Source organism: Kitasatospora sp. NPDC059088, assembly GCF_042738155.1.
GTDB lineage: Bacteria > Actinomycetota > Actinomycetes > Streptomycetales > Streptomycetaceae > Kitasatospora.
In genome coordinates this window covers 28,695-44,023 of sequence record NZ_JBHYGR010000075.1, presented here as the reverse complement: position 1 = coordinate 44,023, position 15,329 = coordinate 28,695, and the positions used below count along the sequence as shown (strand labels likewise).

At 76.0% G+C, this 15,329-nt stretch carries 7 protein-coding genes; 3 read left to right on the top strand and 4 right to left on the bottom strand.

Annotated elements, in window-relative coordinates:
- Both ACFWXO_RS28615 and ACFWXO_RS28610 read right to left on the bottom strand, forming a co-directional pair.
- Positions 1 to 6,948: SDR family NAD(P)-dependent oxidoreductase (locus ACFWXO_RS28615; RefSeq protein WP_380527101.1), on the bottom strand; the 6,948-nt coding region annotated here is incomplete at its 3' end.
- Between the two features lie 227 nt (positions 6,949 to 7,175).
- On the bottom strand, positions 7,176 to 8,486 hold the full coding sequence (locus ACFWXO_RS28610; RefSeq protein WP_380527099.1) for an MFS transporter: 1,311 nt from the start codon (positions 8,484 to 8,486) through the stop codon (positions 7,176 to 7,178).
- Positions 8,487 to 8,809: 323 nt separating this feature from the next.
- Here ACFWXO_RS28610 and ACFWXO_RS28605 point away from each other — a divergent pair, with 323 nt between their 5' ends.
- On the top strand, positions 8,810 to 10,186 hold the full coding sequence (locus ACFWXO_RS28605) for a histidine-type phosphatase (RefSeq protein WP_380527097.1): 1,377 nt from the start codon (positions 8,810 to 8,812) through the stop codon (positions 10,184 to 10,186).
- A gap of 84 nt (positions 10,187 to 10,270) precedes the next feature.
- On the opposite strand, the gene ACFWXO_RS28600 is transcribed toward ACFWXO_RS28605, so the two are convergent.
- Positions 10,271 to 11,689 (bottom strand): DUF4190 domain-containing protein, encoded by a 1,419-nt coding sequence (locus tag ACFWXO_RS28600; protein WP_380527096.1) that lies wholly within the window; start codon positions 11,687 to 11,689, stop codon positions 10,271 to 10,273.
- Positions 11,690 to 12,120: 431 nt separating this feature from the next.
- Between ACFWXO_RS28600 and ACFWXO_RS28595 the strand changes: the two genes are divergently transcribed.
- The gene (locus ACFWXO_RS28595; protein WP_380527094.1) at positions 12,121 to 13,233 is read left to right on the top strand and encodes an ABC transporter substrate-binding protein; all 1,113 of its coding nucleotides are present in this window, start codon (positions 12,121 to 12,123) and stop codon (positions 13,231 to 13,233) included.
- A 78-nt stretch (positions 13,234 to 13,311) separates the two neighbouring features.
- Here the strand turns inward: ACFWXO_RS28595 and ACFWXO_RS28590 are convergent, their stop codons facing one another.
- Positions 13,312 to 14,589 (bottom strand): lipase, encoded by a 1,278-nt coding sequence (locus tag ACFWXO_RS28590; RefSeq protein WP_380527093.1) that lies wholly within the window; start codon positions 14,587 to 14,589, stop codon positions 13,312 to 13,314.
- A gap of 255 nt (positions 14,590 to 14,844) precedes the next feature.
- On the opposite strand from ACFWXO_RS28590, the gene ACFWXO_RS28585 reads away from it, so the two are divergent.
- Positions 14,845 to 15,288 (top strand): hypothetical protein, encoded by a 444-nt coding sequence (locus ACFWXO_RS28585; protein ID WP_380408260.1) that lies wholly within the window; start codon positions 14,845 to 14,847, stop codon positions 15,286 to 15,288.
- Positions 15,289 to 15,329: the final 41 nt, after the last annotated feature.

The window sequence follows — 15,329 nt, the reverse complement described above, 5'->3', positions numbered from 1 at the left end:
CTCCAGCACCCGGCGCCGCACCGCCTCCAGGGCGAGCTGCTCGGGGCTTGCTGGGGCGGCGGGGACGGCGGCCGGGACAGCGGACGCTGGGACGGCGGCCGCCGGGGCGGTCGGCTGGGGCGGCGGTGCCTGGTGCATGGCGGGGTCCTCGGTGGTCGTCGGCCGGTCGGGGGCGGTGAACCAGTGGCGGCGGCGTTGGTAGACGGTGGTCGGCAGGGGCACCCGGCGGGCCGGGCCGTCCGGCCAGTCACGGGCGGCGGCGAACCGCGCCCAGTCGATCGGGACGCCGTGGGACCACAGCGCGCCGGCCGCGGCGTCGAACTGCGGCTCCTGCGGGGCGCCGCGGCGGGCACCGGCCACGAAGTGGCGGTGCGGCAGCTCCCGACGGCCCATGCCGGTGAGCGTCGGGTGCGGGCCGAGCTCCAGGAACAGTTCGTGGCCCTGCCCGTCCAGGGCGGCGAGCACCTGGTCGAAGCGCGCGCACTCCCTCGTCTGCCGGACGAAGTAGTCGGGCGTGGGCACGGTGCCGGGGGCCAGCACCTCGCCGCCCAGGTTGCTCACCAGCGGTACGGTCAGCGGGCGCAGCCGCAGCCGGGCGAGCTGTTCGCGGAACGGTGCGAGCACCGGGTCGAGCAGCCGGGAGTGGAACGCCCGGTCGGTGGCGAGTCGTTCGGTGGTCACGGCCTCGGCGGCCAGCACGGCCTCGGCGGCCGCGATGTCCCGCGGCGGGCCGGACAGCACGCACTGGCCGGCGCCGTTGACCACGGCGAGCTCCACCCCGGGCAGCCAGTCGGCGAGTTCGGCGAGCCGCTGCGGACCGGCCATCACCGCCGCCATGGCGCCGGGAGCGGTCGCCCGGTGCATCAGCCGGCCGCGCAGCGCGGTGAGGAACATCCCGTCGGCGAGGTCGAGGGCGCCGGCCGCGTGGAAGGCCGCGTACTCGCCGGCGCTGTGCCCGGCGACGGCGGCCGGGCACAGCCCGAGCTCCTGCCAGAGCCGCAGCTGGGCCGCTTGCAGGGCGAACAGCGCGGGCTGCGCGGCCTCGGTGGTCCAGTCGTCGGCGACGCCCTCGGGCACGGGGTCGAGCAGCAGCGGCAGCAGCGGTTCGTCCCAGGCCTCGCGGTGCAGCCGGTCGCACTCCTCCAGGACGGCCCGGAAGACCGGGAAGGCGCGGTGGAGTTCGGCGGCCATGCCCCGGTACTGGCCGCCCTGGCCGGTGAAGAGCAGCACCGGCCGGACGTCACCGCGCGGGGCCTCGCGGCGTACCGGTGCGGTGGCCGAGCCGCGGCCCGCCAGGTGGGCCTCCAGGCCGCGGAGCAGGTCCGCCGGACCGGCGCCGGTGACGGCGAGCCGGTGGCGCAGGGCGCGGCGCCCGCCGCCCAGGGTGAGCGGCAGGTCGCCGGGGGCGGGCGCCGGTCCGGCGGCCAGGCGGTCGCGCAGCAGCCCGGCCAGGGCGGTCAGGCCCTGTTCCGTACGGGCGGAGAGCGGCAGGACGGTCGGCGCCTCCTGCCGGGGGCCGTCGGCGGCACCGGGCGCGGACGACGCCGGGGCCTCCTCCAGCACCAGGTGGGCATTGGTGCCGCCGACGCCCAGTGCGCTGACCCCGGCCCGGCGCGGGGTGGCGCCGGCCGGCCAGTCGCGGCGCTCGGCGGCGAGCCGGAACGGGCTTCCGGCGAGCTCCAGCGCCGGGTTGGGGCGGTCGAAGTTGACCAGCGGCGGGACGGTGCCGTGCCGCAGCACCAGCAGGGCCTTGATCAGCCCGGCCATTCCGGCGCAGGTGTCCAGGTGGCCGATGTTGGGCTTGACCGAGCCGAGCGAGCAGAAGTCCGCGGCCCGCGTCCGGGCTCGGAACGCCTGGGCCAGGGCCCGGAACTCGATCGGGTCGCCCAGCGGGGTGCCGGTGCCGTGCGCCTCGACGTAGCCGACGCTCTCGGCCGGCACCCCGGCCAGGTCGAGGGCCCGGCCGATCACGGCCGCCTGCCCGTCCACGCTGGGCGCGGTGTAGCCGACCTTGAGCCCGCCGTCGTTGTTGACGGCGGAGGCGAGGATCACGCCGTGCACGGTGTCGCCGTCCGCCAGTGCCCGGTCCAGGCGCTTGAGCAGGACGGCCGCGACCCCGTTGCCGCCGACGGTGCCGGCGGCCGCCGCGTCGAAGGCCCGGCACTCGCCGTCGGGCGAGAGGATCGACCCCTCCTCGTAGCGGTATCCGGCGGCCTGCGGGATGTGCAGGGCGGCGGCTCCGGCCAGGGCCAGGTCGCAGTCACCGGCGAGCAGCGACTGTGCCGCCAGGTGCACCGCGACCAGCGAGGTGGAGCAGGCGGTCTGCACGCCGATCGCCGGGCCGGTCAGGCCCAGCCGGTAGGCGACCCGGGTGGCGGCGAAGTCGGCCTGGTTGCCGATCGCGGTCTGCAGCGCGGACACCGGCTGGGCCGGGTCGGCCGTGCCGGCCAGGGTGTGCTGGTAGTAGGTGCGCAGCGCGTACAGGGTCATCCCGGTGCCGGCGAAGACGCCGACCCGGCGGTGCGGGTCGGGGGCGTCGTAGCCGCCGTCCTCCAGGGCCTGGCGACAGATCTCCAGCAGCAGGCGCTGCTGGGGGTCCATCAGGGCGGCCTCGGTGCCGCTGATGCCGAAGGCCTCGGCGTCGAAGCGGTCGGTGTCGGGCAGTGCCCCGGTCACCGGGACGAAGTCGGGGTGCCGGTACTCCTCGGGGCGCAGTCCGGCAGCCGCCAGCTCCTCCTCGGTGAACCGGGTGGTGCTGCGGACGCCGTCGACGATGTTGCGCCAGTACTGCTCGGGGGTGTCGGCGCCGGGGAAGCGCAGGGCCAGGCCGACGACGGCGATCCGGCGGTCGTCGCCCGCCGGGGCCCCGGGGGCGGTGCCGGTCGCGGTGGCGGTCGCGGTGGCCTGGGCCGGCGCGGGGGCCTCGGTCAGGTGGGCGATCAGGGCGTCCACGGTGGGGTGCCGGAAGAGTTCGGTGGGCGCCGGGGGCGTCGGCAGGGCCGTGCTGAGCGCGCCGTGCACCCGCATCAACTGGAGCGAACCGATGCCGAGTTCGGCCAGCGGGCGGGCCGGGTCGAGCGGGGCGTCGAGGACCGTCTCGAAGGCGTCCAGGACGGTCCGGCGCAGCTCGGTGGAGACCGGCGAGGCCGCGGCTGGGGTGGGCTCGGCAGGGGCGGCCGCGGCGGGGGCGGGCTCGGAAACCCGCTGCGGGGGCCGGTCCTCGTCCGTACGGCCGGCGGGCGCCTCCGGGACCGGCCGGGGCGCGGTCGCCAGCAGGTGGCGGCGCGCGGCGGGGGCGCTCGGGTCCGGCCCGGCGTACCAGCGGCCCGGGGCGCCGGCCAGCAGCAGCGCGGCCAGCCGGCGGCCCTGCGCGGCGCTCAGCACGGCGATGCCCCGGGCGGCGGAGGCCTGCTCGTGGTCGGTGGCGCGGTTCATGCCGACCCGGCTCCACAGGCCCCAGGAGATCGTCCAGGCCGGGGTGCCGGTCTCCCGGTGCAGCCGTTCGACCGCGCTCTCCAGGTAGCGGTTGGCGGCGGCGTACGCGGTGGAGCCGACGGCCTCCTGGAAGCCGACCATCGAGGAGAAGCCGACGAACTGGGCGCCGGGGCGCTGCCGGACCAGCTCGACGAGGTGGTCCGTGCCGGTCGTCTTGGCACGCACCGCCTCCCGCCAGTCGTCCGGGCCGGTGCCGGAGAGCAGGGCGATCCGGTAGGCGCCGGCCAGGTGGAGCACGCCGTCCAGCGGTGCTCCCCAGTCCCGTTCGGCCTCGGCGACCACGGTGGCCAGCTGCTCGCGGTCCGTCACGTCGGCGCGGCGGTAGTCGACCCGGCCGCCGTAGCCGGACAGCCGGTGCAGCGCGGCGCGGCGTTCGGCCGCCTCGGCGGTGGGCGCGTCCAGGTCGGTGCGGCCGATCAGCAGCAGTCGGGAGCCGTGGTCGCGCAGCAGGCCGGGCAGCAGCTCGGCGGCGATCCCGCCGAGGCCGCCGGTGACCAGGTAGCGGGCGCCGGGCGAGAGCAGCGAGCAGCCCTCGTCGGCGGGGGCGTCGGTGGCGGTGCCGGGTTCGACCGGTCCGAGCCTGGGCACCCACGGGCGGCCCCGGCGCCAGGCGCTCTCCGGCTCCGGCCGGGGTTCGGCCAGCAGGGTGAGCAGGGCGGCGGCCTGCTCGGCGGGCGGCGGACCGGCCGGCAGGTCGATGTGCCGGGCAGCGGGCACCAGTTGCTCGGCTCTCGCCCCGGCGGTCAGCGCCGCCGTCAACGCCGCCGCCGGGTCGGGGAGTTCACCGGGCAGTACGGCGTGCAGTCCGGCGCTGACGGTGACCAGCTCGCCGGTCGGCGGCCGCTCGGCGAGGGCCCGCAGCAGGGCGAGCAGGGCTACGTCCGGCGGTACGCCGTCCGACGACGCGGCGGGCCCGCCGTCCGCGCCCCAGAGGTGGACCACCCGCCCGGGGCGCTCGGCGCCGAGCGCCCGCCGCCACTGCGCGGGGTCGGCGGTCGGCGGCTGCTCCACCAGGACGGCCCCGGGCAGGGCGGCGGCCAGTGCCTCGGCGAGGGTCCCGGGACCGGCCGGGCCGAGCAGCAGGGTCGGCTCCGGAGGCTCGGAACTTTCAGGATCTTCGAAACCTTCGGAATCCGCGGGAGCCTCGGAATCCTCCGGAGCCTCAGGGGCGTCCGGCGCCGGGCGGGGTTCCCAGACGATCCGACGGACGCAGTCGGGAACGGTCCGGGCGTTGGCCTCCGCCAGGTCGATCGCCACGAGGTGCTCGTCGAGCCCGCCGTCGAGCAGGCGCCCGCGCAGTGCGGTGCGCTGGATCTTGCCACTGGTGGTGCGCGGGAAGTCGGCCGCCGGCACCGGCAGCACCAGGGCGGGGGCCGGCTGCCGCCGGGCGGCCAGCACCCGGCGGACCTCGGCGGCCACCGGGGCTGCGGGGGCGTCCGGGTCGTTCGGCACATAGGCGATCACCAGCTGTTCGGTGCCGGTGCGTTCGTCCGGGACCCCGAAGGCGGCGACGTGCCCGGAGCGCACCCCCGTCACCGAGGCGACCACGTCCTCCAGTTCGTGGCAGAAGTGGTGCACCCCGTTGACGATGATGATCTCCTTGCGCCGGCCGGTGAGCACCACCTCACCGTCGGCCAGGAAGGCGAGGTCCCCGGTGTCGAACCAGCCGTCGCCGACGAAGGCCTCGCCGTCGGCGGCCGGGTTGTTCAGGTAACCCGGCGTCACCCGGCCGGAGTCGACCTGGAGCCGGCCGACCCGGTGCTCGGGCAGGGCCCGGCCGTCCTCGCCCGCCACCCGTATCCGGGCGCCGGGGGCGGGGCGCCCCATGCTGAGGAACGCGGTGCCGCGCTCCGGGGAGTCCGGGTCCGCGGGCTCCAGCCGGCCGGTCAGCGAGTCGGTGCGCACCAGCCGGCGGGCGCCGTCCTCGTGGTAGCGCTTGTAGGTGATGACGGTGCAGGTCTCGGCCATGCCCCAGCCGAGCAGCACGTGCTCCGCCCGTACGCCGAACGGGCCGGTGGCGGCCAGGAACTCGTCCAGCACCGCCTCGGTGCACTGCTCCCCCGCGTTGATCAGGGACTTGACCGAGGAGAGGTCCCAGCTCCGGCCGGGGCCGGCCGCCCGCACCGCCTCGGCGACCAGCCGGTAGCCGAAGTTGGGCGACCAGGAGTGTGCGCCCCGGTAGCGCTCCAGGGTGTCCAGCCAGACCAGCGGGTCGGCGAGCACCAGCTCGGTGGGCACCTGCACCTGGTCGGCGGCGAGCGCCACGTCACGCAGGTGGAACATCAGCAGCCCGGCGACGTGGTCCAGCGGCAGCCAGTTGACGGTGACGTCCTCGGGCAGGGTGCCCTGGGCGACCGCGCCGGCCACGTACTCCAGGATGCCGCGGTGGGTGATCTGCACCGCCTTGGAGCGGCCGGTACTGCCGGAGGAGAGCTGGAGGATGGCCACGTCGCCGGGGTCCGGGGCGTGCTCGGCGCCCGCGCCGACGGCTGCGGCGGCGCCGTCGACTGGGCGGTCGACCGCGATGACCCGCAGGCCCGGCGCCGGGTAGAGCTCCCCGAGCCGGGCCAGGCCCGCCACGGCCGGACCGCCCGCGAGCACCGGCGGCTCCGCCAGCGTCTGCCAGGCGTGCCAGAGCTTCTCCAGGACCGGGTTGGGCTGGTCGTACGCGGGCGGACGAGCGACCGTGACCGGCTGCACCCCGCCCAGCAGGCAGGCCCACAGGGTGGTGAAGTAGCCCTCCTGGTCCGGGACCTGGAGGATCACCCGGTCGCCCGCCCGCAGCCCCGCGGCGCTCAGCAGGGCGAGGGTCTCCCGGGCCCGCTCCAGCAGCCGGCGGTAGGTCAGCCTGGTCGCCCCGCCGTCGGCCCGGACCAGGTGCAGGCCGCGGTCCGGGTGCCGTTCGGCGGCGCGCAGCAGGGCCTCGGGCAGGGTGCGCGGCGCGTCCGGAGCCGGGGCGGGCAGCGGGGCGCCGACCGCCTCGGTCCCGGGGTCCTCGTTCCCGGGCTCCTCGGGTACGGCCTCTTCGGGCGCGGCCGTCGAGCCGGCCGTCGAACCGCTCGGGGTTGCACCGGCGGCCGTGCCGGCGGCGCCGAACGGCCGCCAGTGCGGGATGAGTTCGCGCAGGTGGCGGAGCGCGGGCCCGGCCCCGGCCGGCGGCCGGGCCGCCGCGGCGGCGAGGGCGGCGCGGTCGGGTTCGCCCAGCGCGGTCCGCACGATGCCGTCCAGGAGGTGCACCTCAGTGCCCGGGTCGGCGTCCAGCAGGGCGGCGGTGGCCCGGCGGCGCAGCGCGACGGGGTCGGTGTCGGCGGCGGGCACCAGGTAGGCCAGCAGGCCGAGGCGGCCGTCGGCGCGCTCGACCGGCAGCACTGCGCAGTCGGCGACCTCGGGACGCAGCAGCAGCCGGGCCTCCAGGGCGCGCAGCCGGGCGCGCTCGGAACCGGTGGGGCTCATCGGCGACGGCACCTTTCGGATCGGTGCGGGGCGTGCGCGGGTAGGGCTGCCCCGGGTTGCGGAGGGTGGGCGGATCGGGGTCGCCTGCGGCCCGGTGGGGCGTCGGCGGATCCGGTGGCGCGGTACTTGCGGGTGCGGTGGCACGGTGCACGGTGGTCGCGGGTACGGTCGGGCGGTACGTGGTCCGGCGGTGCGTGGCCGGGTGGTGCGTGGCCGGGTGGTACGGGTCAGCGCTTCCGGGCCCGGCCGACCAGGACCAGGAAGCCGAGCGCCAGCACGATCGGGACGGCGTGCGAGACGCCGACCACGGTCAGCGGGCTGAGCAGGGCCAGCAGCGATCCGCTCAGCAGCATCCCGGTTCCCATGCCGACGTTCTCGGCGGAGGCGAGCAACCCGAAGGCCTGGCCGCGCCGTTCGTCGGTGAGCGCCTGGATCCGGGTGGTGTACGAGATCTCGGTGAAGCCGTCGCCGAGCCCCGCGCCGATCGCCACCAGGAGGAACAGCGGGGTCGGCAGTCCGGTGAAGACCAGGATGAAGCAGCCGGACATCAGGCAGGTCCCCAGGGCGAAGGCGCGCTCGCCCGGTTCGATGCCCCGGCGCAGCATGAGCCGGGAGACCAGTTGTTGGGCACCGAGGTTGCCGACCGCCCAGGTGGCCCAGAACATGCCCAGCAGCGCGGCCGGGTTGCCGGGGTCGTGCTGGTTGGCGAAGACCGGCAGGCTGATGTTGTGCGCGGCGGAGCCGAAGGCGTCCAGCAGTCGGATCGCCGCCATCGCACCGACCACGGGGGCCGCGCGCAGCACCACCAGCGCCTGCCACCGGCTGCCGAATCGTTTCGCCTTGCCGCCGTCGGCAGCCCTGTCGGGCTCGGTGTCGGCGGTGGTACCGGTCGCGGCCGCGCCGGCGGCCTGTCCGGCCGCCTGCTCGGCGGGTTCGGCCCGGGTGCGCAACGGCAGCCTGAGCACCACGGCGGCGAACACCACGAAGCTCGACGCGTCGATCAGCAGTGCCGCACGGAACCCGGCCCACGCCACCACCACACCGGCGGAGGCGAAGCCGAGCACCATGGCGGCCGAACGGCAGCTCGCCATCAGGCTGTTGGCGCGGGCCCGGCGCTCGGCGCCGACCATCTCCGGGATGCTGGTGCGCAGCGCGACGGCGCACACCGCGGCCGCGCCGCCGAAGACCAGCGCGAGCGGGTAGAGCACCGGGATCCGCGCGGACGCCGGGGCGAGGGCCACCACGACCAGCGCCACCGCCTGGGCGAGGGCGCAGCCCGTCATCAGCCGCCGCCGGTCGACCCGGGCGACGAGCCGCCCGCTGACCAGTCCACCGGCGAAACCGCCGGTCAGACGCAGGATGAGGTACCCGGCCGTGCCGAGCGCGTTCCCGGCCGCCTCGTAGGCGAACAGGCTCAGCGCCACCAGGTCGAGCTGGCTCCCGTAGGTGGAGAGCGCGTCGCCCAGCGCCAGCCGGTAGAACACCCGGGGCAGCTTCTCGGTGGTCTGGAGCGGTACTTGCTGTGCGGTGTCCGGCACCGGTCCCCCAGGAAGGCCGCGTCGGTCGGCTCAGTGTGACATTGCACCGCAATCTAGAAGCCGCCCGGCCGGAGATCAAGAGCTTGATCGTCCACTGTCCGAAAGATCGTGAGTTCGGCCGACTCGGGGTCATCATTCCGGCCAGGGTGGCGATTTGCCGTCGGTGACACGTCAACTCGCGTTCACATGCGCATGACAGCATGCGCGCGGCCGAAGGCCCTGACCACCTGACCGGGGCTACTCGACCCGACCTGACCTGACCCGACCAGACCTGAGCCGACCTCACCTGAGCCGACCCGACCGCTCCGACCCGGAGGACCGCAGTGAAGCGCACCCCCGCCCTCTCCGCCGCCCTGGCCCTCACCCTGGCCCTCGGCGTCCTGTCCACCGCGGGCACGGCGTCCGCCCACGACCGCTCCGGCGCCGACGCCGACACCGCCCGGCACGGTCGCTACGGGACCAAGACCCCCTACCGGCCGCAGGGCGATCCGGACCGCTACCAGCAGCCCCCTCACGGCTTCCGCCCGGTCTTCACCGAGAACGTCGCCCGCCACGGCTCCCGGGCCATGACCGGCAGCGAGGACGGCGACGCCGTGCTCGCCGTCCTCGCCGAGGCGGAGCGGCAGGACGCCCTCACCGACCTCGGGGCCCGACTCGCCCCGCAGGTACGGTCGTTGCTGGCCTCCGCCGCCACCCTCGGCTACGGAAACCTCTCCGCCCTGGGAGCCCGGGAGCACCGGCAGACGGCGCTGCGCCTGGAGCAGCGGCTGCCGTCCCTGTTCCGGACGATCGTCGCCGACCGGGAGCCCGTCCTGGTGGAGACCTCCGGCGTCCCGCGCGCGGTGGCCAGCGCCGACGCCTTCACCGCGGGCCTGACCGCCGGCGACCCCGGCCTGACGGGCCTGATCGGGGCCCCGGTGACCGACAAGGACCTGCTGTACTTCCACAAGCAGCCGCAGAACGCCGACTACCGCGCGTACCTGGCGAACGACCCCGACCTCGCCGCGGTCCTCGCCCGGAACGAGGCCGATCCGCGCACCGCCGAAGCGGCCCGGCACGCCCTCTCCCGCCTGTTCCGGGCGGACTTCGTCACGGCGCTGCCCGTCGACGAGCAGCTCTCCTTCGCCCGCTCGCTGTACGAGCTGTACAGCGCGGCTCCCGATCTCGCCGTGGAGGCGCCCTCGGTCGACCTCTCCCGCTACCTCACCGCCCACGACGCCCGGTGGTTGGGCTACCTCGACGACGCGGAGGAGTTCTACCAGAAGGGCCCCGCGTTCAGCGGACGCACCATCACCTACCGGATGGCCGGCGTCCTCCTCGACGACCTCCTCGCCCAGGCCGGGGCCAGGGCCGACGGCCGCAACCACAACGGCGCGGTGCTGCGCTTCACCCACGCCGAGGAGATCGAGCCGCTCGCCGCCCTGATGGGCCTGCCCGGCAGCACCGAGGGCGCCGATCCCGAACAGCCCTACAGCTACCGGAACAACCCGTGGCGCGGCGCCGAGGTGGTGCCGATGGCCGCGAACATCCAGTGGGACCTCTACGAGAACGCGCCCTCCGACGGCGGCCCGGCCGACCACCTGGTCCGGATGCTCTACAACGAGGAGGAGATCGCCTTCAAGCCCTCCTGCCGGCCGATCGCCGAGGGCAGCCACTACTACCGGCTGGACGAGCTCCGGCGCTGCCTCGCACACGACTGACCCCCGGCCCCTGGAGGCTAGGGGTCGGGGGTCAGGGGTCTCGGTATGTCGGAGCCGGAGCCGGAGCCGGAGCCGGAACCCGGGTCAGTTCGGGGAGCCGGTCCAGGTCACGGACTTCATGCCCTGCCCGCTGCCGTAGTAGGTGAACTGGACGGAGAACGGGTCGGCCGCGGCGTTCGGCAGCGCGTACGCCGACACCCCCGTGGCCTCCGCGCCCGGCGCCAGCGAGTCACCGATGAACTTCATCCGGCCGCTGCCGTCGATCAGCGCGGTGACCAGGCCCCCGTTGGCGTCCTTGACGGTGGGCAGCCCCGATCCGACGAGCGAGACGTCCTTGGAGCCGGTGTTGGTGACGGTGATCCGTATCTGGATGATCGTGCTGTTCTTCGGCGCCGGGAACACGGTCTCGTTCGGCACGTACGGCTGCGGCGCGGCCATCGTGACCTTCAACCCGTCGGCGTAGGTGTAGGACTGGCCGAAGCCCAGGTGCCGGGCCTTCTCGTCGGCGGCCCGCGCCTGCTGCTCCTCCTCGAACTTCTTCTTCGCTGCGTCGAGCCTCTCCTTGGCCTTCGCCGCCCGGTCGGCGGCGGCCCGGTCGTCGGCCTCGGAGCGGAGCCGGGCGGCGTGCGCCTCGGCCTTCTCGTCCTCCTGCACGGAGTTCAGCGCCACGGCGAAGACCACCCCGCCGCCGACCGACAGCAGCAGGCCGGTGACGCCCAGGATGACGCCCGCCAGGGCCACCCCCCGGTTGGTCGCCTCGCCCTTGCGCACGTACCCCAGGCCGATGATGCCGAAGATCAGCGCGAGCAGGGCCGGCAGCCAGGAGAGCCAGAACAGCACGACGACCAGGCCGAGGACGGTGCCGACGATCCCGAGCACCATGCCCGCGGTGCCCAGGCCGTTGCGCGGCTGGGGCGGGACCACCGGGTAGCCCTGCCAGTACGGCGCGCCCGGGTACGCACCGGGCGCACCGGCCGGGCCCTGGCCCGGGGCCGGATACGCGGCCGGGTACGCGGCCGGGGCGGGGGGCGGGGTCGGGGCCGCCTCCGGAGGAGCGAACGGCGACGGGCCCCCTACGGCAGCGGGAGCACCGACCGGCACGGGCGCGACAGGCGCCACAGGCGCCGCGTCGGCGGGCACGGGCGCGGAATCGGGCTCGGCGGCGGGGCCCTCCGCCTCGGCCTCGGCCTCCGCCTTGGCCTCAGCATCGGCGGGCGCGGGCTCAGCGGCCTTGGCGAGCGAGACGGCATCGGCGGGCGCAGGCGTGGCGGCCTCGGCGAGCGGGACGACGTCGACGGCGGCCTCGGCATCGGCGGGCGCGGGCTCAGCGGCGGGGCCCTTCGCCTCGCCCTGGGCGTCGACCTGAGCCTCACTCAGGGCCTCGCTCTGAGTGTCTGCCTGCTCCGGAGCCTCGCCCTGCCCCGGGGTCAGCGGCGTCCCCGGGTCGGCGCCGGCGGGCGCCGCCCCCGGCTGCGGGCTGTCGGGCGGGACAGGAACGGTCATACGGGATCCTTCGGGAACGTCGGGACGGTGAGCGGCTTTCCGCCCCGGGCCGAGGTCCCTCCGCAGTTCCCCCCGCACCGACGGCCCGACCTCCGCGATGCGCGTACCGGTCCGGGCCGGACCCGGGCGTCGGCATCCCGGTGGGGAGCGCGGCAGGGTCGGCGACTGATCAACATACAGGTGCCCGGTGACAGCCTCGACACCGCGGGTGCCGTCACCGCCCGGGACCGGCCGCCCTGCTTCGTCTGCGACTGACCACGGCCGGTTTCGCGCGGGTCACGCGCAGCACCTCGGCGAAAAACCGGTTGCCCGCCACCCCCCGGGCCGGGTGCAATGTCCGGCATGATCACACAGGTGCGCCTCCCGGCCCCGCCGGTCGGCGGTCCGGAGGAGCGCCTGTCACCGGACCGTCAGGCGGGAGACGCCGGCCCATGAGTACGCCATCTTCGTCGGCCGGCGCGGAGCGCGCCGACGGTCCGTCGGTGCCGATCGGCGCCCTCGTCCCGCTGAGTCGCCCGGGGTGGGTCGAGGCCGGCCGGCAGCTGCTCGCCGGGCTGGAGACCGCCGTCCGGGACGTCAACGACGCGGGCGGGATCGCCGGCCGGCCGCTGGACCTGCTGGTCCGGGACACGGCGGCCGATCCGCAGCGGGCCGCGGCGGCGGTGGAGGAGCTGGCGGGCCTGGGCGTGGTGGCCCTGACCGGGGAGTACCACAGCGTGGTCGCCCGGGCGGTGGCCGCGCGGGCGGAGGCGCTCGGTGTGCCGTACCTCTGCTCCTCGGCCGTCCTGGACGCGCTCACCGACGGGCCGACGGACGGGGTCGCCCGGCTCTGCCCGGCGCAGTCGAACGGCTGGCGGATCTACGCGGAGTTCCTCCTCGACGCGGGCCACCGCCGGATCGCCGTGGCGGCCCAGCAGAGCGTCTACTGGGCCGCCGGGGCCCGTGTCCTGCGCGAGCGCCTGGCTCCGCACGGCGGCACCGTCGTCGAGCTGGACGCCGCCGCGCTCTCCCCCGCCGAGCTGTGCGGGGAGCTCGCCCGGCACGGCGCGACGGCCCTGTTGCTGCTGGTCGGCCACCCCGAGCCGGCCGTGCCGATCGTCCGGGCCGTCCGCCGTGACCGGCGCCTCGCCGGGGTCCTGATCGGTGCCCCGGCGGGGCAGCCGGAGTTCCCGCAGTGGCGGGCGCTGCTGGGCGAGGAGGGCGCGGCCGTCCCGTTCCTGCGCTACCTGCCCGAGCGGCTGGGCGCCACCGGCGAGCGCGTCGCGGCGGCCGTGCGGGAGCGGCTGGGCGAGGCGCCGTCCTTCGTGGCCTTCGAGGGCTACGACGCCGTGACCGTCCTCGCCGAGGTGCTGCGTTCCGCCGGTGCGGACCGGGAGCGCGTCGCCGCGGCCTGGCCGCGGGTCGACGTCGCGGGCACCCGGGGGCGGATCCGGTTCACCCGGGTGCCCGGCAGCGGCGTGTGGCAGTGGGCGTGGCCGCCGGTCCAGGTGGTCGACCGGGATCCGGCGGCGCCCGACCGGTTCCGGGTCCTGCGCTCCGGCTGAGCGGGCGGGGGCCGTGCCAACGGCGGCCGCGCCACGATCAGCTGTGCGGCGATCAGCCGTGGCGCGGCCCGCACCCGCTCAGCCGAGGGCGCTGAACCAGCGCACGATGTCGGCCGTGGCGGCCACGTTGGAGCCCAGGTGGCGGGAGCCCGCGAAGTCCGGGGTGCCGAGGTCGATGACCTCCGGGTCCGCGCCGTGCGCGCGCAGCGCGGCCGCGCAGTGGTCGGTGTTGGCGTCGGCGGCCTGCTCGTCGGCCTCGGCCGCGTAGAGCCGCACGGGGGCTCGCGGCGCCCAGTCGCAGGTGCCGTCGGCCACCCGGAGCGCTGCGGCGAAGCGGCCGGCCGGGTGGCGCAGCATCGCGAGGGCGCGCGGGGTGAGCAGTTCGCCGATGGTGCCCGGCGTGCCCGCGAACAGCTCCGGGCCGGTGTGCGAGCCGTCGAACAGCGCCTCGACGGTACGGTCGTACGGCTCCTGGAACACCTCGCCCGGGGAGTCGTAGAGGTGGTGCAGCCGGTTCCAGGCGACGAGCAGGTACGCGGCGTACAGCGCGCTCGACTTGGGCTCCAGGGAGCCGTCGAGCAGGGCCGGCAGCTCGGCCTCCCGGAAGGCGTAGCCGCCGCTGACCGGGGCGAGGGCTCGGAGGCGGAACCAGCGGTCGTCGCCGTCCTGGAGGGCGCGGGCGAGGCTCGTCGCGGCCGAGGCGCCCTGGGAGAAGCCGGTGACCAGGACGTCGTGGCCGAGGGTGCGGCCGGTGCGCGGGGCGAAGGCGCGGGCCGCCCGGAGCATGTCCAGGGAAGCGGTGGTCTCGGACGGCACGTCCATCCAGGGGTGGGTGCCGGGGCCGGTGCCCAGGCCCAGGTAGTCCGGGGCGACGGCGGCGAACCCGGCGGAGGCGTAGGTGAGGGCGGGCGAGGTCACGAACCCGGGCTTGGCCGTGGTGGAGGGGGCGTCGCCGCGGTAACTGGCGGTGCCGTGGGTGAACGAGACCGTCCGCAGCTGGTGTTCGCCACCGCGCGGGAGCACCAGTAGGCCGCTGGCGGTGGTCGGCCGGCCCTGCGGGTCGACGGTCCGGTACTCCAGGCGGTAGGTGTCCACGCCGTAGCGGACGGCGCCCGCGTCGTACTTGGCAGCGGTCAGGGCGGTGGCGACGGCGTCCTTGCTGTCGAGGGTGCCGGTCAGCCGGGCGGAGACCAGTCGACCGCGCTCGCCGTGGTCCGACCGGTCCCACCGGTCCGTCGGGGCCGCCGACGCGACCCCCGCCGTCACGGTCGTGGTGGCCAGGGCTGCCAGCGCCAGCACGGTGCCGGCCCGGAGTCGGACGGAGCGTGATCTGCCCTTCGGGCGTAGGGAGTTCATGCCGCCGACGGTACGGTCGGTCGCCCTCGAACCGCAGTCCGGCCAGCGGGTGTGTCCGTCCTGGGGTTGTCCCCACCACGGCTCGGCGGAGGCAGGAGTCCCGACGGATCGTTTTCGGTCAGTTGTGAAGATCCTGCGATCCTGATCTTTCAGGGACCTGATCACCGCCGCTAGGGTGCGGCGCAGCCTCGCACTTCCCCCTCCCGCCCCGCCCCCGACAGCGGCGCGGGGACGACCGATCGGACCGGTGACACCGTGACCAGGACCCTCCGCCAGCTGACCACCCGCCTGGGACGGGCGGCCGCAGCGATCGCCGTGCTCGCCGCCGCCTTCACCGGCACCGCGGCGGCCGGCACCGCCTCCGCCACGGGCGGCTGGAGCTGCTCCGGCGCGCCCGTGCCCAGCGGCTACGTCATCACCATGTACAACGCGAGCGGCTGCAACAACCACGGCGCGTGGTTCCAGCAGCCCGCCCAGAACCGCCTGTGGACCTGCTCGGGCTCGCCGATCGTCTCCGGCTACGTGCTGACCAACTACAACCCGCAGGGCTGCAGCGGCGTCGGCGCCTGGTTCCACGAGCAGGTCCGCAACGGCATCTGGACCTGCCCCTACTCGCCGATCCCGGCCGGCTACCGCAGCACCACCTACGACGCCCGCGGCTGCAACGGCCTCGGCGCCTGGCTCACCATCAAGGCCTGACCGGACCGGCGCGCGGGCCGGGCCGGGCCGACGACCACCGG